Genomic DNA, 19,510 nt, shown 5'->3' on the forward strand with positions numbered 1-19,510 from the left:
GGCCCGACCGGAGAACGTGACGGTGAGCTACGTCACAAAGTCGATGAGCTCTTCGACGCGGCCGATCAGCGCCGGCTCCAAGTCGTTCCAGTCGCGCACCCTGGACCTGATCCGCTGCCAGGCCCGGGCAATGTCGGCCTGGTTGGCGTGCGGCCAGCCGAGCGCCTGACAGACCCCGCACTTCCACTCGATGGTCCGCGGCACCGTCGGCCAGGACTCCAGGCCCAGCCGCTGCGGTTTGACGGCCTGCCAGATGTCAACGAAGGGATGCCCGACCACCAGGGTGTCGGCGCCGCCGGGGCCTTGTCGCACAGCCTCGGCGATGCGCGACTCTTTCGACCCGGCGACCAGGTGATCGACCAGCACCCCCAACCGGCGCCCGGGACCTGGCCGGAACTTGGCTACGACCCCTACCAAATCGTCGACCCCGCCCAGATATTCGACGACCACACCTTCGAGTTTCAGGTCCGCACCCCACACCTGGGCGACCAGCTCCGCGTCGTGGCGGCCTTCCACGTAGATGCGGCTGGCACGCGCCACCCGGGCCCGCGCGCCCGGCACGGCGACCGACCCGGACGCCGTCCGCGCAGGCGGGGCCGGTGCTGCCCGGCGCGGTGCGGTGAGGATCACCGGTTGGCCGTCCAGCAGGAAACCCGGACCCAGTGGGAAACCGCGGGTCTTGCCGTGCCGGTCCTCGAGGTCGACGCGGCCGTACTCGACGCGGACCACCGCGCCGACGTAGCCGGTCTGGGCGTCCTCGACGACCATGCCCGTCTCGACGGGGTGTTCTACAGAGCGGGGTTTGCGCCGCGCACCTCCGGCCAGGACATCGGTTCCATAGCGATCCATCACCCGGCAATAGTTCTTGCCGATCGTGAATTTCACGACGGGACACGCCGTGGGCGCGTCGCCGCTTTCACCCTCGCGGCAGAGGTGTCGACAGTCGGCGCCGCGCGAATGAGTGGCCGGACACGGTGAATCAAGCTGCAAAGTAACGGATCTGATTGATCCGGTCGCCGCGCCATGCCACGTCGGCGAACAAGATGCCGCGTCCGCGGCGGGTGTCGATCGACACCGCCACGGTTGGCCCGGCCCCGATCACCTTGGTCCACTTGGCATCCCGCAGTTGGTCGACGAGTTGGGCGAGGTCGATGCCCTCCTCGTCACCCAGCGTGATGGTGGCCGTGGCCGCCAACGCCCGGGACGCGACGCCCTGCTCACCCCGTGCCAGCGCACCGAGGAAGTTCTCCAGCAACTTCTTGTGCCGCGCGCCGACCCGACGGAAACCCGCCATGAAGCCGACGGTGCCGAGCGGACCCTGATTGCCGAGCAATCCCCGGGCCAGGTTCACACCCGGTGGCAGGGCGCGCGTCCCTGACTTGAGGAACTGCAGCATCATTGCCGGCAACTCCCAGTACGCCCGCAGCCGGGCCACCTGCCACTGATCGCCGACCTTGCGCAGGTCGTAACGCAGGAAGGCCGGAATGCGCATGGTGACCGCCGGTCCCATCCCGACTTCGAGTTCGAGATCGCGCAGAACGGTGTGGCCCACCACGATGTCCAGGTCGCGATGAAACGTGATGTCCCGCGGACCGATGAAGGTGTCGTAGAAACGATAGATCTGGTCGTGCCCGACGTGCGGAGTCGATCCCACCGGGTCCTCGATGCGACCGTCGGCGGCGAAAACCTGCACCCAGGAGGCGCGGTCGTGCGCAGCCACCGCCTGCGGCGACCGCTCGACAGTGGCCAGCAGTTCAGCTCGGTCCGGCGTGGCCATCAGCGGCTCCCGACCAACTCGATGCTGGCAGTGCGCATCTCGGCCAGCGCGCGGGCGGTGGCGTCCGCCGATACGCCGGCAGTCAGACCCAGCAGCACCGTGGTGGTCAAGCCGGACCTGGCCGCGTCGCAGGCGGTGTGCCGCACACAGTGATCGGTGGCGACACCGACCACGTCGACCGCGTCGACGTCGCGCAGGCGCAGCCAATCCAGCAGTGCGGTCCCGATTTCGTCGACGCCTTCGAATCCGCTGTACGCCGCCGCGTAGGCGCCTTTGCGGAAGACCGCCTCGATGGGGCCGGTGTCGAGGGCGGCGTCGAATTCCGCGCCCAGGCTGCCCGCGCGGCAGTGCGGCGGCCAGGACGAGGCGTAATCAGGATGGTCGGAGAAATGGTCGCCGGGGTCGATGTGAAAGTCCTTGGTGGCGACGACGTGGTCGTAATCGCAATGGGCGGTGAGGTACTCGTTGATCGCCAGGCTCAGCGCATGTGCACCGGTGACCGCAACAGCTCCGCCCTCGCAGAAATCGTTCTGCATGTCGACGATGATGAGCGCCCGCACGAGTAAACCTTAGCGTCGTCGGACTGGTGCTGGTAGGTGCTCGGGAGTCGGGGTGGATTGGCATGAATCCGGCGGTTTGTGGGCTGTCCGGCCGGGGAACACAGCGGCCATGTTGATCCGACGAATCGCGCGACCCATGTTGTCAGCTGTCTTCATCGGCCAAGGGGTGGAGGCGTTGCTTAACCCGAAACCCGCAGCTCAAGCCGCACAACCGACCGTCGACGGTTTGCAGGCGCTGCCCGAGTCAGTGAGTGCCAACATCCCGTCTGACCCCGAGACGTTCGCTCAGATCAACGCGGCGGTACAGATCGGCGGCGGGGTGCTGCTCGCCGCAGGTCGGCTGCCGCGGTTGGCGTCGGCGGCGCTGGCTCTGACAGTCATTCCGGGCAACCTTGGGACACACCAGTTCTGGACCGAAACCGACCCCGAGCGCAAGGCCGAGAAGCGGCGTGCCTTCCTGGGCGACGTGAGCCTGCTGGGCGGGCTGATCATCGCCTCCGCCGACACCGCGGGTAAGCCGTCGTTGGGTTGGCGGGGCCGACGGGCGGCCGAGCGACTCTCCGAGCGGGTGTCCGGGTCGAGTGACTCGCTGCTCGACTCCGACGTGGCCGAGCGCATCGTGCACGGCCTGCAGGTCGGGGCGGAGCGCAGCCGCGAACTGGCCAGCACCGCCGCCGAGAAGAGCGCACCGTACGCCGAAGCCGCATTGGAGCGGGGCCGCGAACTGGCCAGCACCGCCGCGGAGAAGAGCGCACCGCTCGCCGAAGCCGCGCTGGAGCGCAGCCGCGAACTGGCCAGCACCGCCGCCGAGAAGAGCGCACCGTATGCGAAGAAAGCGCGCAAACGAAGTGAAGAGCTGGCCAGCACTGCGGTCGAGAAGAGCGCGCCGTATGCCAAGAAGGCCCGCAAGCGCAGCAAGAAACTGGCCGACACCGCGCAGGCGCGCAGTCTCGAGCTCGCCGAGACCGCCCGGCACCGCGGTGCCGAGATCGCCGACCGGGCGGCGGCACGCAGCAGCGAACTCGCCGACCGCGCCGCGCACCGGGGCAGCGAACTCGCCGACCGTGCCGCGCACCGGGGCAGCGAACTCGCCGATCGGGCGGTCGCGCGCGGCAACGAACTCGCAGAGACGGCGCGGGACCGGATCGACGACGAGCTCAGCAGTCGTCGCAAGCGCTGGCGTCGTTAGCAAGGAACGCAGTCACGATCGTCTCGACGTCCTGGTGCTCGCTGAGTTCCACCACGACACCGCTTTCGTCCGGGGCCAGCGGCTCCAGGGCGTCGAATTGCGACTGCAGTAATGCGGCCGGCATGAAGTGGGCGGACCGGGCCTGCAGGCGTGCGGCGATCAGCTCGGGTGTGCCGTGCAGGTGCAGAAACCGTGCCGTGTCGTTGTGTTTGCGTAGTTGGTCGCGGTAGCTGCGTTTGAGCGACGAGCAGCCGGCCACGCCGTCGCCGTGTTCGGCGAGCCAGGCGCCGACGCGTTCCAGCCAGGGGTGCCGGTCGGCGTCGGTCAGCGGTTCACCCGCACGCATCTTCGCGATGTTGGCCGGCGGGTGCAGGGTGTCGGCGTCCAGGAACGGCACCGCCATTCGCTGCGCCAGCGCGGCGCCCACGGTCGTCTTGCCCGATCCGGATACGCCCATCACGACTATCGGACCGCGTACGCGGCTCACGGAGCCGGTTCGACGCGGCTGCGGTTCCATTCCATCCAGCCGACGCCGCTGCGGCCGTCGGCGGTGGTGACCTCGACCCAGGCCCGCGGGAACTGGCTCACTCGTCCGTTGACGGCGGTCAGCCGTACCGGTGCGTGCGCGCGCACCGAAACGGCCGCGGTGATCCCAACCGGTTCCAGCGTCAACGTGGTGTCCTCCGGTAAACCGTTGACGCCGAACGCTTCTCGAATTGTCACGGTGCTCAGCTCGACAATGCCGCCCGCTGCGTCCTGGGCGTAGCCGATACTGATGTGCGGCGTGTTCGGTATCTGCAGACTCAAGCCGTGCAGGTGGGTGCCGTCCTGCAGGTGTATCGCGCTCCACATCCAGTCCATGCTCCACCAATCGCGCACCCCCCAGGAGTGGTCGCGTTGTCCTGGCACCGAATCCAGCTGGTAGCGAGCATGTTTGACGGTGACGGCACCTGTGACGGTGCACGGGATCTCATATCGGGCGGTCAGCCGGTATTGGTAGGGGATTCCGACGGTCGTCCAGACCAGGTCCATCGCGACCTCGACCGGCTCGCCCGGCTCGCCGCGCAGCAACGCCGACGGGTCGGCATAGGACTGCCCTTGTGCACGCAGGTCGACCCGGTAGGTCTGCAGGTGCTCGTCGGCTGCGTGGGTGAGTTCGAGGGTCTCGGTTCGCGCCCGCCACGGGTCTTGCGGTAGCGGTACTGTGCAGTCGACGGCGACGGTAGGCAGCTCAGGCCCACACAGCAGTGCCTGTATCCAGGCCTGCTGTTCGTTGGCTATCCGGCCGAGACGAAACCAGCCCCCCAATCCTTCTGCCGCGCAGACGAAATCGGCGTACCAGCTCTCGCTCCACAACGGTTCGTCGGTGGGGGCGTGGGCGAGTTCGTCCTGCGGCGAAGGTCGTAGCGGTTCCGGCACCGCCGCGGCGGGCAGGGTGGCCAGCGCGTCGGTATCCAACACGTGCTGGCAGTGCCGCTGCAGCAGCGTCATGAACATGCGGTCGCCGCGTTCGGTCTGCACGACCAGCATGGACGAGACGATCGCCATCATCACGCCGAAGAAACTCTGCCGGCGCACACCTTCCCGGACTTCTGCCAAGGTGATGGGTGACTGCGGCCCCAGCGCCTGATGGTAGGCCTGCAGCAGGTCCTCATACTGGGCGCGACGGTCCGCCACCGGCAGGGCGCAGCCCAGGAAGTAGGCCAGATCGGTCTGCGCCGGACCCCAGGAGACGGTCTGCCAGTCGACGACAGTGAGCGCCCGGTTGGCGCCCGGGGCGCCGAACAGCATGTTGTCCAGCCGGTAGTCACCGTGCACCAGGCCCTGAATTCCGCCGCGGGCGGCTTCTTCGGCCACATATCCGTCGAACGATCCCACCAGGCGCTCGCAGACCTCACGATGTTCCGGTGCGATCTGGTCGCCGTACCGGGTGACGAAGTCGGCGTACAACGCGCTGACCATGGCCTGGTTGAGCGGCGAATCCCGGTCGAGCCACTGCGCGTCAGCCAGGGTCGCATCCCCCAGCAGGGGGCCCTGCAACCGGCCCAGCTCAGTGACCCCCAGCAACGCCTGATCGGTTGTGGCACCGGCGGTTTCATCACCCGCAGTGGCGGGACCAGCATCGTCGAGCAACAGATCGAAGATCCCGGTCGAGACGTCGACAGCGGCGTGGTAGCACGGCGCGATCGCCCCACCCAGGCGCGGTGCGATGCTGCGATAGAACCGGACTTCGCGCTCGTAGAGTCCCATCGCCAGGCCGGTCTGCCGGCTCACCGGGTCGGTGGCGGCGACTTTGAGCACCACCGATTGCGGGCGGTCGACATCGGGGGTGGCGTCGGTGGCGTACGTCAGCGCGATGCGGTAGCACTCGCTCATCTGGCCGGTGCCGATGCGTTCGACGGTGAAGTCGGTGACGGTACCGGCGCGCAGCGTCGCGGTCAGCCACTCGGCAGTGAGGTCGCCGGGTCGCTCGAGAGCCTGGTCTGTGTAGGGAGACGCCATACCGGTCAGCGTGCCAGGGAGAAGCCGTCCCAGGCCAGTCTGCGGTGCTGATGCGGATCGAACTCGACGCGGGTTTTCCGGTCGATCACCAGCACGGCACGGTCGGCGTGGGTGTAGACCGGCCAGTCGTCCCCCGGTACCCCGGTACGGCTGAACGCCCGCCAGCGCCGTTGTACCTGGTTGCTGACTTTGAGTGCGGGACGCCGATCGCCGGTGGCGGTCAGCAGCGCGCCGAACCGGGTCCGGTAGATGTCGAAGACGGCGAACAGTTCGGTGGCGTGCGTGGCGCCGAACCCCGACCACTGCAGCGTCCGGGGCGCGTAGTCGTACCGGTACAGATACGTGGGCGCGTGCGCGCCGTGCGCCTCGGCGATCTGCCAGGCCGCGGAACTGAACGCGAAATCACCACCCAGCTGGATGCAGGCCGAGGAATGTGGATACCTGGGGTAGGCGGCGGTAATGCGTTCGCGCGCAGCGGGTTCCAAGTCGGCGAGCAGCGCTTCGACCATCGCCTTATTGGTCGGCAACATGCCGAGGAAGCGGGTGAACAGGCGTCCCTCGTCGGCGTTGGTGCCCACGATCAGCGGGACCTGGTGCGCCTGGCCGGACCGCATCGCCTCGATCGGATCGACCGGCACAACGTCGTCGCCGAAGACCGGACCGATCGGGAAGGCACCCAGCCGCTGTTGCATGCCCTGATCGATGAGCCGGTGCTGCGTGTCGATCAACTCGGCTGCCGACGCCCGCATCACCGCCTCGGCCGCATTCTGGCGGTTCGCGCCGAGCAGCTGGGCGAAACGGTCGGCGAACTCGGCGGCGACCTCCTGCGAACGCGTCATACCGGCTGCCGGGCTCTCCGAGATCGCCCGCTGGAACAGTCCCGCGGCGGCGGGAACGGCTAGCAGTGTCGCAGTGATGTGCGCGCCGGCGCTCTCCCCGAAGATCGTCACGTTGTCCGGGTCACCCCCGAACCCGGCGATGTTGTCCTTGACCCAGCGCAACGCCAGCACCAGGTCGCGCAGGTAGAGGTTGCTGTCGATGGTGACATCCGCGGTGGACAACGCCGACAGGTCCAGACAACCGAGGGCGCCCAACCGGTAGTTGACCGACACGTAGACGCAGCCGCGCCGGGCCAGCGCGGCCCCGTCGTAGATCGGGGTAGCCGAACTGCCCAGGATGTAGCCGCCGCCGTGCACGAAGACCATGACCGGCAACGGTTCGTCGTGCCCCTGTTCGGGAGTGACGACATTGAGGGTGAGGCAGTCTTCGCTCATCGGCTGGTACCTGCCGACACCAAGCAGGGTATAGCGACGCTGCTGCGGTGCGCAGTTGGTGAACCCGTGACAGTGCCGGACCCCGGACCAGGGCTGCGCGGGCTGGGGCGCGCGGTAGCGCAGCGGGCCTACCGGTGGCCGGGCGTAGGGAATGGATCGCCACCGGTTGACGCCGTTGCGGGTGAAGCCTTCGACGGTGCCGGCGGTGGTGCGGGCGCGGACAGTGCGCTCATGCATAGACCGACGGTATCCGACACTACGTACATAGTGCGCACCGAAGCCCGAATCTCTGGGCGCGGCGGATAACCTGTCGGAATGCGCAACGCCGTGCTGGTGGCAGTGACACTGCTGGTTGCCGGCTGCTCGCAGACCGGTGGGGACCATGCCGGTCCTTCGCAGACCAGCAGCGCGGCCAGTTCGACCGTGACCAAGATTCCGTCACAAGCCAACCCGCCGTCGGCGGCGGTACCTGCTGCCGGCGCTCCGGTCGCTGCCGTGATCGCCTGGATCGAAGCTGGTCGCCCCGCCGAAGCCACGGGCTACAAGATCGGTGCGGACACCGCGTTCAGTGCCTCGGGGGGCAAAGCGAAATGCACGACCGACGCCAAGCACACCGCCGGTCTGCTGTCCTGTCTGGTCGAGCTCACCAACCCCCCGCCCCGACCCGAGACCGCCTACGGTGAGTGGAAAGGCGGCTGGGTCGATTTCGACGGCAGCCACCTGCAGGTCGGCTCCGCCCGCGCCGATCCGGGACCTTTCCTCAACGGTACCGGAGCCGAACTGGCCAACGGAGCCTCGGTGGCGTTTGACGACTTTCGTTGCCGCGCAGACCAAGTCGGCTTGTTCTGCGTGAACTACGCCCATCAGTCCGCGGCTCGGTTCAGCGCCGCGGGGATCGAACCGTTCGGGTGCCTGAGTTCGGTGCCGGCGCCCGAGGGTGTCGGGGTTGCCTTCAACTGCCCCTGACCGTCACCAGCTGACCGGTAGCTCTTTCATGCCGTAGATGTCGGATTCCTTGAACCGCAGTTCTGCTGCCGGCACCGCAAGTTTCAGGTCGGGCAGTCGGCGCGCCAACGTCGCGAACGCGACCTGCATCTCGACCCGGGCCAGGTTCGCTCCGATGCACTGGTGCGCACCGTAACCAAAGCCCAAGTGGCCGCGGGTATTTCGATCGACATCGAGATCGTCTGGATGGTCGACGAACGTCTCGTCCCAGTTCCCGGCGGGCAGGTTCATCAGCAACGCATCTCCGGCGCGGATCAGCTGACCACCGAGCTCGAAGTCTTCGGTCGCGATCCGATCCACCTGGCTGTGCACGATGGACAGGTAGCGCATGAGTTCCTCGACGATGTTGGCGATCACCGCCTTATCGTCGGTCTCCCCCAGGCGACGATAGACATCGGGATGCTCGAGTAGCGCAACCGTTCCCAGCGAAATCATGTTGGCCGTGGTTTCGTGACCGGCCTGCATCATGATGACGCTGCTCATCCCCGCCGTCTCGCGGGTGAGCTGTCCGGTCATGACGTAGTCGGTGACCAGGCGGCTGATCAGGTCGTCACCGGGTTCGTGTTCCTTGCGGTCCACGAGTTCCTGAATGTAGGCGTACATGGCCATGAAGGCCTGTGCCTTTTCCTCGTCGGAGGACTTGACGTCCAGGCCGACCGTGGTGTGGTGATGGAACAGTTCGAGGTCTTCCGGCGGCACGCCGAGCAGCAGCGCGATCACCAGCGAGGGGACCGGCAGCCCGAAGTCGCGGACCAGGTCCGCCGGGGGTCCGTTGCTGATCATCCGGTCGAGGTAATGGTCCACCAGTTGCTGAATCTGTGACCGCATCGCCTCGGTGCGCCGGAAGGTGAAATTGCTGGTCAGCATCCGGCGCAGCCGATGGTGCTCGGGATCATCGATCCGGGCGAACATGATCGGCGCGTTCTCGGTGTGCTGCGGTTTGAGGAAATCGGGGATGGTGTCGGCTGACAACCGCGGATCGACCAGCGCCGCCCGGATGTCCTGGTACCGGTTGACCATCCAGGCCTCTTGACCGTGCCACATGACTTTGCGTAGCCCGGCCTCGTCTCGCCAGGTGCCGAATTCGGCGGGCGGCGTGAGCGGGCACTGCGGCGAGCGCGGGACCGGGATGACCGGAAGGTCCGGTTCGGATCGGACATCGGAAGTTGTTGCCATGAACGATGATTCCCAACAAGTGTCAGTTGACTGTCAGTTATCCGAGCGTAGAGCTGCCCGCACCGGCAGTCAACAGCCCGTTACCCTGTAGCGGTGACAGCCGTTCAGGACCGGCCGACGCTGCGGGCCGATGCCGCGCGCAACGTCGAGCGGATCCTGCGCGCCGCGCGGGAGGTCTACGGCGAGATCGGGCCGGACGCGCCGGTGGAGGCGGTCGCGCGTCGAGCTGGCGTCGGCGAGCGCACCCTGTACCGCCGATTTCCCACCAAGGGCGAATTGGTCCGGGCCGCCCTGGACCACAGCATCGTCGAGAACCTGGGCCCGGCCATCGAGGCCGCCGTTCGCAGTGCCGATCCAGTGCGCGGTCTGACACAGCTGATCGAGGCGGCGGTCACCCTCGGCGCCCGCGAACAATCTCTGTTGATCGCAGCGCGGCGGGCCGGCTCACTGACACCGGACGTCTCTGACACCCTGAACGAGGCACTCGGCGAGCTGGTCCGGCGCGGCCAACGAGTCGGCCGCATCCGGTCCGACGTCGTCGCCGACGATTTGCCGCGGTTGATCGCGATGCTCTACGGCGTGCTGTCGACGATGGAACCAGCCAGCGACGGGTGGCGACGCTATCTCGCGCTCGTCATCGACGCGATCTCCAATGACCCGAGGCGACCGTTGCCGCCTGCCCCCGCCTTCTGTTTTGCGCCCGACCCGAACACCTGGTCGATCTAACCCGTCACCCGGATGCGCCGGGGGTTCCGTCGCTGCCGAACAGCAACCCGCCCACGCCACCGTTCCCGCCGGTCCCGTTGGCGCCGACGGTCGTACCCGGGCCGCCGCCGGCACCGGCTCCCCCGTCGCCACCGTCACCGATCAACGTGGTGGATCCGCCGTCGCCGCCGCTGCCGCCCGGCCCACCGGTACCGGCACCGGCCGACCCCCCGGCACCGCCGCGGCCACCGCCCCCACCATTGCCGAACAACCAGCCGCCGGAACCACCGCGACCACCGCGCGCACCGGCACCGCCCGTGCTGTCAGCGGGCGCGCCGGCACCGCCCACCCCGCCGATCCCGCCCTCGCCGAGCAGCCTGGCGGCACCACCCGCACCGCCGGCACCGCCGTTGCCGCCGACCCCGATCGCCTGGGTCAACGCGTCGCCACCGGACCCCCCGGCACCACCGTTGCCGAACAACCAGCCACCGGCACCGCCGCTGCCCCCGATGCCGCCGTTTTCGCTGAAGTGCCCGCCGCCCAGTCCGCCGCCGCCACCGGCACCACCCGCGCCGATCAACCCGGCACTGCCACCCAGCCCGCCGGCGCCGCCGACGCCGCCCGCTGCACTGGTCCCGCCGCCGCCTCCACTGCCGCCGTTGCCCAGCAACAATCCGCCGTTACCGCCGGCGCCGCCGAAACCACCGAGCCCGCCGGTGTCCGCGGCTGCCGTGACCGCGGCGCCGTGCCCACCGGCGCCGCCGTCACCGATCAACCAGGCGCTGCCGCCGGCGCCGCCCACCCCGCCGTTACCTGCCGCCGTCGCCAGTCCGCCCGGGCCGCCGGCGCCTCCGTTGCCGACGAGCAGACCACCCCAACCGCCGGCTCCACCGTTGCCGCCGCCGTTGGCACCCAAGCCGCCGGCACCGCCGGTGCCGCCCGCCCCGAACAGCATCGCCTGGCCGCCGGCGCCGCCGAGCCCACCGATCCCGGCGGGAGCGTCCCCGCCGGCGCCCCCGGTCGCGCCGTTACCGAACAACCAGCCACCGTTTCCGCCGGAACCACCGACAGCGCCGACCGCCCCCGCACCCCCGGTGCCGCCGTTGCCGAGCAAACCCGCCGCACCACCCCGGCCACCGGCGGGATGAACCCCGCCGCCCGACCCGCCGGCGCCGCCGTTGCCGAACAACAATCCGCCGGCCCCACCGTCGGCGCCGGTCCCGGCCGCGCCGTCGGCGCCGTTGCCGATCAACGGGCGGCCCAAAATCAACTGGAACGGCGCGTTGATCAGGTTCAGCAGGTCGGTCAGCGGCGCCGCGGCGGCCGCCTCGGCCCCCGCATACGCCGCGGCACCCCCGGCGAGCGCCGCCGCGAACTCGGTGTGGAAAGCTGCGGCCTGCGCACTCACCAACTGGTATCCCAGCGCGTGGCGGCCGAACACCGCCGCAATGGCGGCAGACACCTCATCGGCGCCCGCCGCGAGCACCTCCAGTGTCGGGGACGCGGCAATTGCGTTGGCCGCGTTGACCATTGACCCCAGCCGCGTCAACTGCGCCGCGGCGGCAGCCATCGTCTCAGGCATGGTAACCACGGACGACATCGGCGCACCTCCCCGGATCCCGGCGGACGTGCAGCACAGAGTAGCGCTATCAGAGTTCGAGCAGGTGGATTTCGCCCGTCGTGCCGTCGACCTCGACGAGCGCCCCGGCCGGCAACACCCGGGTGGCGTCCCGCACGTCGACCACACACGGGAACCCGAACTCGCGGGCCACGACGGCTGCGTGCGACATGGGGCCGCCGAGCTCGGTGACCACCGCGGCGGCGTAGCAGAACGCGGCGGTGTAACCGACGTCGGTGACCTCGGCGACCAGGATCTCACCCGGTTGCAGGTCGTCGATGGTCTCCGGACGGACGATGCGCACCCGGCCGCGCACCCGGCCACCACAGACGCCGACGCCGCGCAGCGTGTCCCCGCCGGCCAGCATCGCCGCCGACGAGGTGGTGGGCTGCCAGGTTCCGCTGAACACGGTCGGCGGGACGACGGCCACCAGCCGGCGTTGCTCGGCGCGGCGCCTGGCCACCAAATCACCCACATTCGCGGGCAACGCGTCGAGTTCGTCCACCAACAGGTAGAACACATCGTCCACGGATCCGAACACACCCTCCTCGACCATCCGGCGTCCGTACTCGCGCAGCAGCCCACGAAGGACCCAGATGGCGCGCACCATCCTGTCCCGCCGTACCTCGCGGTCACGCAGCTGGCGGGCTGCCAACACCGCAACGGGCTTGGCGTGCAACGGGATCGACGCATGCTCGGGCGTGGGAGCGGGCGGGGCGTCGAGGGCCTTGGTCACCATCCTGACCAGCAACTCGGGATCGTCGGCGTAGCTCGTGGAGAGCATCTCGACCTCGGCCGGGCCACGGTGGCCCATCAGTGCCAGCTCGGCGAACACCGCGGCATGAAACTCCGGCGCCTCGACGGCCAGCTTGCCCAGCCGCGCACCGGGTTCGGCGAGCACCCGAAGCACCGTCGGGTCACGCCGCGCGGCCGCCACCAGCCGCTGCACCGCTTCGACGGATCGGGCGCTGACCAGCTCCGGTCCGGCGGTCGGCGCGGCCTCCCGACCGCACAGCCCCCGCAACAGGACGTTGAACGCGGCGCACAGCATGAACGACCCGGAGGCCAGCAGCCAGCCGTGCACCACGTGGTCGCGGGCCAGCAGGATCAGGCTGCGCAGCCGGCGATCACCGAGCCGGGTCACGTCGTCGCCGACCAGTTGCTCCAGTCGCTGCACGTCGGCGAGGTAGTCATCGGTGTCCAGCTGCGAACCGGCGCTCAGTCCCACCAGGTTGACGCCGAACACGCCGATATTGCGCACGGTGCGCAGCTGCCGGCGCACCGGATTCGTCTCCGACGGCGGACGTTCGTCACCGAAGATCGGCAGCGACGCCATGCTGGGACCGAAGAATCCGCTGTTACTGACGATTGTGGCGGGCTTGGCGAACGGCACTGTTTCGGCCATGAAGTGCGCCGACGTGATGGCCCCGTACAGCCGGTGCGCGAACACCGCGACGGTGCGCATCGCGATTTCCTTCTGCACCACCCCACCGGGCCGCAGCCGTTCGGCGATGCCCACCCCGCCGGCACGCAATCCCCGCACCGTCACCGATGCCGACGACGGCGAGAACGGACCGGGTAGCGCCTCGGACAAATTGGTGGCCAGGAAGGTCGGGAACCGCGGGTCGATCGGGGTGTCGAATTCGCCGTTGTCACCGGCGGGGCCGGCCAGCCGGGGCACCACGCCGTCGTCGGCGGGGGTGTCGACGGCGGGCAGGTCCTGGACGGGGGCCAGCCGCCACGGTAGCGCGAACACCCGCCGGCCCACCGCGACTCGGCCTCGCACCGCCAGCGCGAAATCCTGCAGGCATTCTTCGGCGGTCCAAGCCGGGGTGAATCCCCAGGCGTCATGTAACCGCGAGGTGTCCAGCAGCGCCGCGTCCGGCAGCATGGCCCGACGCCCGAGGGCGGCGAGCCTGGCGCCGACGGGCAGGACCGGACGTCCCAGCGCCGCCGCGAACTGACGCCACGTCAGCGAACCGACTGCGGCCAGATGGATTGCGCCGGAGCACTTTTCGTCGCCCAGTACGGCGAGCGTCAGCAGCCGCAGCACATCATCGGTGTGCACCACCTGCACTCGCCGGTCGGTCGAGGCGACGGGCAGCACCGGGCGCGCGGCGAGCCGGCGCAGTTCATCGTCGACGCCGCGGCCCACCACCAGCGGCAGTCGGATCGCCACCCACGGCGTGCCGGACGCGGCAAGCACCGCCTCGGTCTGCGCCGATCGCCAACCGGCCAGAGTTACCGGATTGACCGCGGCGTCCTCGGTCACCGGTCCGGTCGCATCGCCGTAGACCTGCGCCGAGGAGACGAACACGATGCGCTGGGCTCCGGCCGCGACCACATCGACGATGCCTTCGGGCGCCAGCTCGAGCAGCACGACGACATCCGCTCCCGCGGCGGCACGCCGCAGCACCGTGGCGTCGCGGCTCTCAGCGGTAACGAATTCAGCTGCGGCGGGCCAGCTCTCGGGCCGCCGGCGGTCGATACCGATGACCTGGTGACCCTGGTTCAGCAACCCGGTCACCAGGCCGCGGCCCAGCACTCCGCCGGCCCCGGTGACGGCAATCCTCACTTAATCGCCACTATTCGTCGTCGTCCATGAATGCCGCGTTGACCAGGTCGTCGAGGTCCATCTCGGCGATGTCCTTCTGGCCGGATTGAACCGCGCCGTTGCCGGCGCTCGCGGTTTCGTCGGCCAGCGCCAGCAACAGATCCAACACGCCGGCCTGGCGCAGCCGTTTGACGGGGATGGACGCGACGACCCGCTGCAGCTCCTCTTCGCCGGGCGCTGCTGTCGCCCGGTCCTCCTGCCCGTCGGTGCCGAGCAGCTCGCGGTGGAAGTAGCCGGCCAGGGCCGCCGAGTTCGGGTAGTCGAAAATCAGCGTCGGCGAAAGCGGCAGACCGGTGGCAGCTTTGAGTCGGTTGCGCATCTCGACCGCGGTCAGCGAATCGAAGCCCAGTTCCTGGAAGGCCCGGTCCGGGTGGATGGACTCAGGTGTGCCGCTACCGAGCACGGTGGCGATATGTGAACGCACCAGATCCAGCAGTAAGGCATGCTGCTCATCCTCGGCCAGTCCCTCCAGCCGTTGCAGCAGCGCGGATTTCGACTTCGCGGCGGCCAGCGAGTCGTCGACCTGGCGGCGCGCCGGCGCATTGATCAGGTCGACGAACATCGGCGGCAGCGTTCCCGCATCGAACTTGGCCCGTAGCGCCACCAGGTCGATGTGGGCGGGCAGCAGGAACGGCTCGTCGACAATGACTGCGGTGTCGAACAATTCCAGCGCTTCCTGCGACGACATCGCCACGATTCCGTCCCGGGCGAAGCGGGCCAGATCGGCCTGCCCCAACCCCGCAGCCAAACCGCCGGACTGTTCCCACAACCCCCAGCCGAGGGAGACGGCGGGCAGGCCCTGCGCGTGCCGGTGGGCAGCGAGCGCGTCCAGGAACGAATTGCCGGCCGCGTAATTGGCCTGCCCGGATGCGCCCGCCAGGCCGGCGATCGAGGAAAACATCACGAACGCCGACAATTTCAGGTCGCGGGTCAATTCGTGCAGGTTCCAGGCCGCGTCCACCTTGGCCCGCAGCGCCGCGTCCACCCGCTCCGGTGTCAGCGACGTCATCACCGCATCGTCCAATGTTCCCGCCGCATGGATCACCGTCGACAGCGGATGCTGTGCCGGGATGTCGCCGATGACCCGGGCCAGCGCGTCCCGATCGGCGGCGTCGCAGGCCACTACCTGCACGTCGGCGCCGGCGGCGGTCAACTCGGCGGTCAATTCCAGCGCGCCCGGAGCGTCCGGCCCGCGCCGACTCACCAACAGCAGGTGACCTGCGCGGTGGCGGTGCACCAGATGGCGGGCCAGCGCAGCACCCGCCATACCGGTCCCGCCGGTGATCAGGATGGTGCCTTCTGCCAGGGTCGACTGCATGGTCATCACGACCTTGCCGACGTGGCGGGCCTGGCTGAGGTAGCGCAACGCCGCGGGTGCGCGTCGCACGTCGAACGTGGTGGCCGGCAACGGCTTCAGCACGCCCGCTCGGAACAGCGCGGCCAGCTGGGCCAGCAGCTGCTGGATGTGGTCGGGTCCGGCTTCGAACAGGTCGAAGGCGCGGTAGCGCACTCCCGGGTGCTGTTCGGCGACGGTGGCGGCATCGCGGATGTCGGTCTTGCCCATCTCCAGGAAGATCCCGCCCGCCGCGACCAGTCGCAGGGAGGCGTCGACGAATTCACCGGACAGCGAATCCAGCACGACGTCGAATCCCGCGGCCCTGCCATTCGCGGCAGCGACAGCACTGAACTTGCCCTCGAACTCCAGGCTGCGCGAATCGGCGATGTGATCGTCGTCGAAGCCCAACGCGCGCAGGGTGTCCCACTTGCCCCGGCTGGCGGTGGCGAAGACCTCCACGCCCCAGTGCCGGGCCAGCTGCACCGCGGCCATGCCCACGCCGCCCGCGGCGGCGTGCACCAGCAGCCGCTGGCCGGGTTGCACGTCGGCCAGCACTCTGAGTGCGTAGTACGCGGTCGCGAAGACGACCGGGGCGGTGGCCGCCTCGACATCCGACCAACCTGCCGGTATGCCGATCAACAGCCGCTCGTCGGTGGTGGCCACGGTTCCGGTCCCCTCCGGGAACAGTCCGGCGACCCGGTCACCGACAGCGAAACAGCTTGCATCCGAACCTGTTTCGATCACCGTGCCGGAGGCTTCGACGCCCATCGCCGCATCCGGGTCAGGGTAGAGCCCCAGCGCGATCATCACGTCGCGGAAGTTGGCGGCCATTGCGCTGGTGGCGATCCGCACCTGACGCGGCGGCAACGGGTCGCCGACGTCGGGAAGCGGTTCGGCGCGCAGGTTATCGAAGGTGCCCGCGGTGCTCATGGCCAACCGCCACGGCCCGTCGGCAGGTGGTGTCAGCAGCGCGCGCACCGCGCGACTGCCGTGCACCCGCGCGATGTGGGTGACGCCGTCACGCAGCAACACCTGCGGCTCTCCGACCGCCAGGACGGCAGCTGCCTCGTCGTCACCGATGGGTACATCGGTGTCCACCAACACGATCCGGCCCGGGTTCTCGGTCTGGGCCGAACGCACCAGGCCCCAGACGGCGGCACCGGCCAGATCCTCGACATCCGCGCCGGGCGCCGCCACCGCACCGCGGGTGACCACGAGCAGCACCCCCGATTCGTGCTCGGCCAGCCACGATTGGACGGCGCGCAGCGCCGCGTGGGTGGCGCGGTAGACACCGGCGAGGCCGGCACCAACGGCGGGGGTGGATTCGTAGACCTGGTACGGCGGAATGCTCGTCGCCGCGACCGTCGGCGACGGTGACCAGACCACCTCGAAGAGCCGGTCGCCGCCGGCACCCGTCAGCGCCGCCTTGAGCTGTTGCTCGGTCACCGGGCGGGCCACCATCGAGGCCACCGACAACACCGGCAACCCCAGCGCGTCAGTCAGTTCCAGCGACACCGACGACGGCCCGGTGGGTATGATGCGGGCCCGCACCGCTGACGCACCGGCGGCGTGCAGGGATACGCCCTGCCAGGCGAACGGCACCAGGACTCCGTCGCTGCGCTCGAGTGCGGCGTCGTCGCCGGCGATCAGCGCGTGCAGCGCCGCGTCCAGCAGCACCGGGTGCACCCCGAAGCCTGCCGGCGACACCCCGGCCGCGTCCGGCAACGTCACCTCCGCGAACAGGTCCTCACCGCGACGCCACATCGCGGTCAGGCCCTGAAAGCCCGGACCATAGCCGTACCCGCATTCGGCGAGCCGCTCGTAGGTTCCTGCGATGTCCACCGGCTGGGCCCCGGCCGGCGGCCACGCCGTCACATCGGTACCGCCCTGCGCGGGTGTTGAACTGACCGTTCCCTCAGCGTGCAGCAGCCATCCCGATCCCTCCGCGCGGGAGAACACCGATACCGCACGCGAGCCGGTGTCGGTGGCGGCATCGACGACGACCTGCACCGCCACCGAACCTGCCTCCGGCACGAGCAGCGGTGCGGCCAAAGTGAGTTCGTCGACCATCGAGCAGCCGACCTGATCGCCGGCGCGGATGACCAGCTCCACGAAACCGGCGCCGGGGAAGATCACCACGCCACCCACGGCGTGGTCTTTCAACCAGCCGTGCGTGGCCGACGACAGCCGACCGGTGAGCACCACTCCGCCCGACGACGGCAGGTCGACCACGGCGCCGAGCAACGCGTGTTCACCGGCGGTCAACCCAAGACCGGCCGCGTCGACGTTGGCGGTCCCGTTGGACAACCAGAATCGGCGCCGCTCGAAAGCGTACGTCGGCAGTTCGACGAAGTGGGCACGGCCCAGCACGGCCTGCCAGTCCACCTGGGAGCCCGCGACGAAAGCCTGTGCCACCGCAGTGGTCAGCGTCACCGGCTCGGGCCGGTCCTTGCGCAGCGCACAGACGGTGGTGACGGGGACGTCGGGCAGTGACTCCTGGATGGCGGCCGTCAAACCGCCGGTGGGACCGACTTCGAGGAACCTTGTCGCGCCGGACGATTGGGCGAAGCGGACGCTGTCGGCGAAGCGAACCGATTCGCGGACATGCCGTTTCCAGTAGGCAGCGGAGCCGAAGTCGTCTCCGACGAGTTCTCCGGTCAGGTTCGAGATGACCGCGATCTTGGCCGGCCCGACCGGAAGTCCGGCCGCGACCGCACCGAACTCGTCGATCATCGGGTCCATCAGCGGGGAATGGAAGGCGTGCGACACCGCGAGTTGGTGCACGCGGCGGCCCTCGGCGCGGAAGTGTTCGGTGACCGCGGCCACCCCTGCCGCGGCGCCGGAGACGACCACCGAGGCGGGGCCGTTGACGGCGGCGATGCTGACCTCCGGGCTGAGGCGCGGACGGACTTCGTCCTCCGTGGCCTGGATCGCCACCATGGCACCGCCGGCGTCGAGGCGCTGCATGAACCGGCCGCGTGCGGCGACCAGGACCGCGGCGTTCTCCAGTGCCAGCACCTCGGCGACATGGGCGGCCGAGAGCTCACCGACGGAGTGGCCCATCACGAAATCGGCTCGCACACCCCAGGATTCCAGCAGCCGGAACAGTGCGACCTCGACGGCGAACAACGCCGGTTGCGCGAATTCCGTGGTATTCAGCAGGTTTTCGTCAGTGCCCCACATCACCTCGCGCAGCGGGCGCAGCAGGTGGCGATCCAGCTCGGTGACGACGGTGTCGAACGCCGCGGCGAACACCGGGTAGGTGGCGTGCAATTCCCGGCCCATGCCCAGGATCTGGGCGCCTTGGCCGGGGAAGACGAAGACGGTCTTGCCGCCGGGTTGGGCCACACCCTGGATGGCAGTGCCGGCCGGGTCGCCGTGCGCTACCTCGGCGAGCCCGTTCAGCAGCGTTGCGCGGTCGGCGCCGACCACCACCGCCCGGTGCTTGAAGGACGACCGTCCCGCCAGGCTCCAGCCGATGTCGGCGACATCCAGCTCGGCGTGGGCGGTGACGTAATCGGCCACGCGAGCGGCCTGCGCCTGCAGCGCTAGGGCCGACTTCGCCGACACCACCCATGGCACCACCGCCGGTTTGGGCCCGTCCGCGTCGACCACTTCCACAGCCGGCGCGGACTCGATGATCACGTGCGCGTTGGTGCCACTGATCCCGAACGAGGACACACCTGCACGCCGCACCCGGCCCGATGCCGGTTCGGCCGGCCACGGCCGCGCCTGGGTCACCAGTTCGACCGAA

Annotated in this window: 13 protein-coding genes; 3 read left to right on the forward strand and 10 right to left on the reverse strand. The window is 69.4% G+C overall.

Annotation, left to right across the window (positions count from 1 at the left end):
* Positions 1–27: 27 nt before the first annotated feature.
* From AC5Y3Z_RS21065 to pncA, 3 genes are all read right to left on the reverse strand, one after another.
* Positions 28–852 carry a DUF3097 domain-containing protein gene (locus AC5Y3Z_RS21065; RefSeq protein ID WP_463824906.1) on the reverse strand — a complete coding sequence of 275 codons (825 nt, stop codon included), beginning with the start codon at positions 850–852 and terminating at the stop codon, positions 28–30.
* Between the two features lie 127 nt (positions 853–979).
* A complete protein-coding gene (locus AC5Y3Z_RS21070; RefSeq protein WP_463824361.1) occupies positions 980–1,777 on the reverse strand; it encodes a nuclear transport factor 2 family protein in 798 nt (265 codons plus the stop codon).
* Positions 1,777–2,337 (reverse strand): pyrazinamidase PncA, encoded by a 561-nt coding sequence (pncA, locus tag AC5Y3Z_RS21075; protein ID WP_463824362.1) that lies wholly within the window; start codon positions 2,335–2,337, stop codon positions 1,777–1,779. The genes AC5Y3Z_RS21070 and pncA overlap by 1 nt, the downstream gene beginning before the upstream one ends.
* Before the next feature lie 109 nt (positions 2,338–2,446).
* On the opposite strand from pncA, the gene AC5Y3Z_RS21080 reads away from it, so the two are divergent.
* On the forward strand, positions 2,447–3,526 hold the full coding sequence (locus AC5Y3Z_RS21080) for a DoxX family protein (RefSeq protein WP_463824363.1): 1,080 nt from the start codon (positions 2,447–2,449) through the stop codon (positions 3,524–3,526).
* On the opposite strand, the gene AC5Y3Z_RS21085 is transcribed toward AC5Y3Z_RS21080, so the two are convergent.
* From AC5Y3Z_RS21085 to AC5Y3Z_RS21095, 3 genes are read right to left on the reverse strand one after another with little or no spacing between them, the layout of a single operon-like run.
* The gene (locus AC5Y3Z_RS21085) at positions 3,495–3,983 is read right to left on the reverse strand and encodes a gluconokinase (protein WP_463824364.1); all 489 of its coding nucleotides are present in this window, start codon (positions 3,981–3,983) and stop codon (positions 3,495–3,497) included. The two genes, AC5Y3Z_RS21080 and AC5Y3Z_RS21085, sit on opposite strands and share 32 nt — an antisense overlap.
* A 26-nt stretch (positions 3,984–4,009) precedes the next feature.
* The gene (locus AC5Y3Z_RS21090; RefSeq protein ID WP_463824365.1) at positions 4,010–6,028 is read right to left on the reverse strand and encodes a DUF7064 domain-containing protein; all 2,019 of its coding nucleotides are present in this window, start codon (positions 6,026–6,028) and stop codon (positions 4,010–4,012) included.
* Between the two features lie 5 nt (positions 6,029–6,033).
* Positions 6,034–7,539, reverse strand: coding sequence for a carboxylesterase/lipase family protein (locus AC5Y3Z_RS21095; RefSeq protein WP_463824366.1), 1,506 nt, complete (start codon positions 7,537–7,539; stop codon positions 6,034–6,036).
* A gap of 78 nt (positions 7,540–7,617) precedes the next feature.
* On the opposite strand from AC5Y3Z_RS21095, the gene AC5Y3Z_RS21100 reads away from it, so the two are divergent.
* Positions 7,618–8,268: a hypothetical protein gene (locus tag AC5Y3Z_RS21100; RefSeq protein ID WP_463824367.1), complete on the forward strand. Its 651-nt coding sequence runs from the start codon at positions 7,618–7,620 to the stop codon at positions 8,266–8,268.
* A gap of 3 nt (positions 8,269–8,271) precedes the next feature.
* Here AC5Y3Z_RS21100 and AC5Y3Z_RS21105 read toward each other — a convergent pair whose 3' ends face one another.
* Positions 8,272–9,483 carry a cytochrome P450 gene (locus AC5Y3Z_RS21105; protein ID WP_463824368.1) on the reverse strand — a complete coding sequence of 404 codons (1,212 nt, stop codon included), beginning with the start codon at positions 9,481–9,483 and terminating at the stop codon, positions 8,272–8,274.
* A 93-nt stretch (positions 9,484–9,576) separates the two neighbouring features.
* Between AC5Y3Z_RS21105 and AC5Y3Z_RS21110 the strand changes: the two genes are divergently transcribed.
* Positions 9,577–10,209: a TetR/AcrR family transcriptional regulator gene (locus tag AC5Y3Z_RS21110; RefSeq protein ID WP_463824369.1), complete on the forward strand. Its 633-nt coding sequence runs from the start codon at positions 9,577–9,579 to the stop codon at positions 10,207–10,209.
* A gap of 4 nt (positions 10,210–10,213) precedes the next feature.
* Here the strand turns inward: AC5Y3Z_RS21110 and AC5Y3Z_RS21115 are convergent, their stop codons facing one another.
* From AC5Y3Z_RS21115 to AC5Y3Z_RS21125, 3 genes are all read right to left on the reverse strand, one after another.
* A complete protein-coding gene (locus tag AC5Y3Z_RS21115; protein WP_463824370.1) occupies positions 10,214–11,788 on the reverse strand; it encodes a PE family protein in 1,575 nt (524 codons plus the stop codon).
* Between the two features lie 49 nt (positions 11,789–11,837).
* A complete protein-coding gene (locus AC5Y3Z_RS21120) occupies positions 11,838–14,381 on the reverse strand; it encodes a PEP-utilizing enzyme (RefSeq protein WP_463824371.1) in 2,544 nt (847 codons plus the stop codon).
* Between the two features lie 10 nt (positions 14,382–14,391).
* The coding region (locus AC5Y3Z_RS21125; protein ID WP_499918858.1) for an SDR family NAD(P)-dependent oxidoreductase at positions 14,392–19,510 on the reverse strand (5,119 nt) is incomplete at its 5' end.

This window comes from Mycobacterium sp. NGS61, from assembly GCF_059812325.1.

What these genes read in the sequence shown, in the direction of transcription:
- AC5Y3Z_RS21100 (WP_463824367.1), top strand. Translation starts at nt 7,618, where the DNA reads ATGCGCAACGCCGTGCTGGTGGCAGTGACACTGCTGGTTGCCGGCTGC.
- AC5Y3Z_RS21105 (WP_463824368.1), bottom strand. Translation starts at nt 9,483, where the DNA reads ATGGCAACAACTTCCGATGTCCGATCCGAACCGGACCTTCCGGTCATC.
- AC5Y3Z_RS21085 (WP_463824364.1), bottom strand. Translation starts at nt 3,983, where the DNA reads ATGGGCGTATCCGGATCGGGCAAGACGACCGTGGGCGCCGCGCTGGCG.
- AC5Y3Z_RS21090 (WP_463824365.1), bottom strand. Translation starts at nt 6,028, where the DNA reads ATGGCGTCTCCCTACACAGACCAGGCTCTCGAGCGACCCGGCGACCTC.
- AC5Y3Z_RS21080 (WP_463824363.1), top strand. Translation starts at nt 2,447, where the DNA reads ATGTTGATCCGACGAATCGCGCGACCCATGTTGTCAGCTGTCTTCATC.
- AC5Y3Z_RS21070 (WP_463824361.1), bottom strand. Translation starts at nt 1,777, where the DNA reads ATGGCCACGCCGGACCGAGCTGAACTGCTGGCCACTGTCGAGCGGTCG.
- AC5Y3Z_RS21095 (WP_463824366.1), bottom strand. Translation starts at nt 7,539, where the DNA reads ATGCATGAGCGCACTGTCCGCGCCCGCACCACCGCCGGCACCGTCGAA.
- AC5Y3Z_RS21115 (WP_463824370.1), bottom strand. Translation starts at nt 11,788, where the DNA reads ATGTCGTCCGTGGTTACCATGCCTGAGACGATGGCTGCCGCCGCGGCG.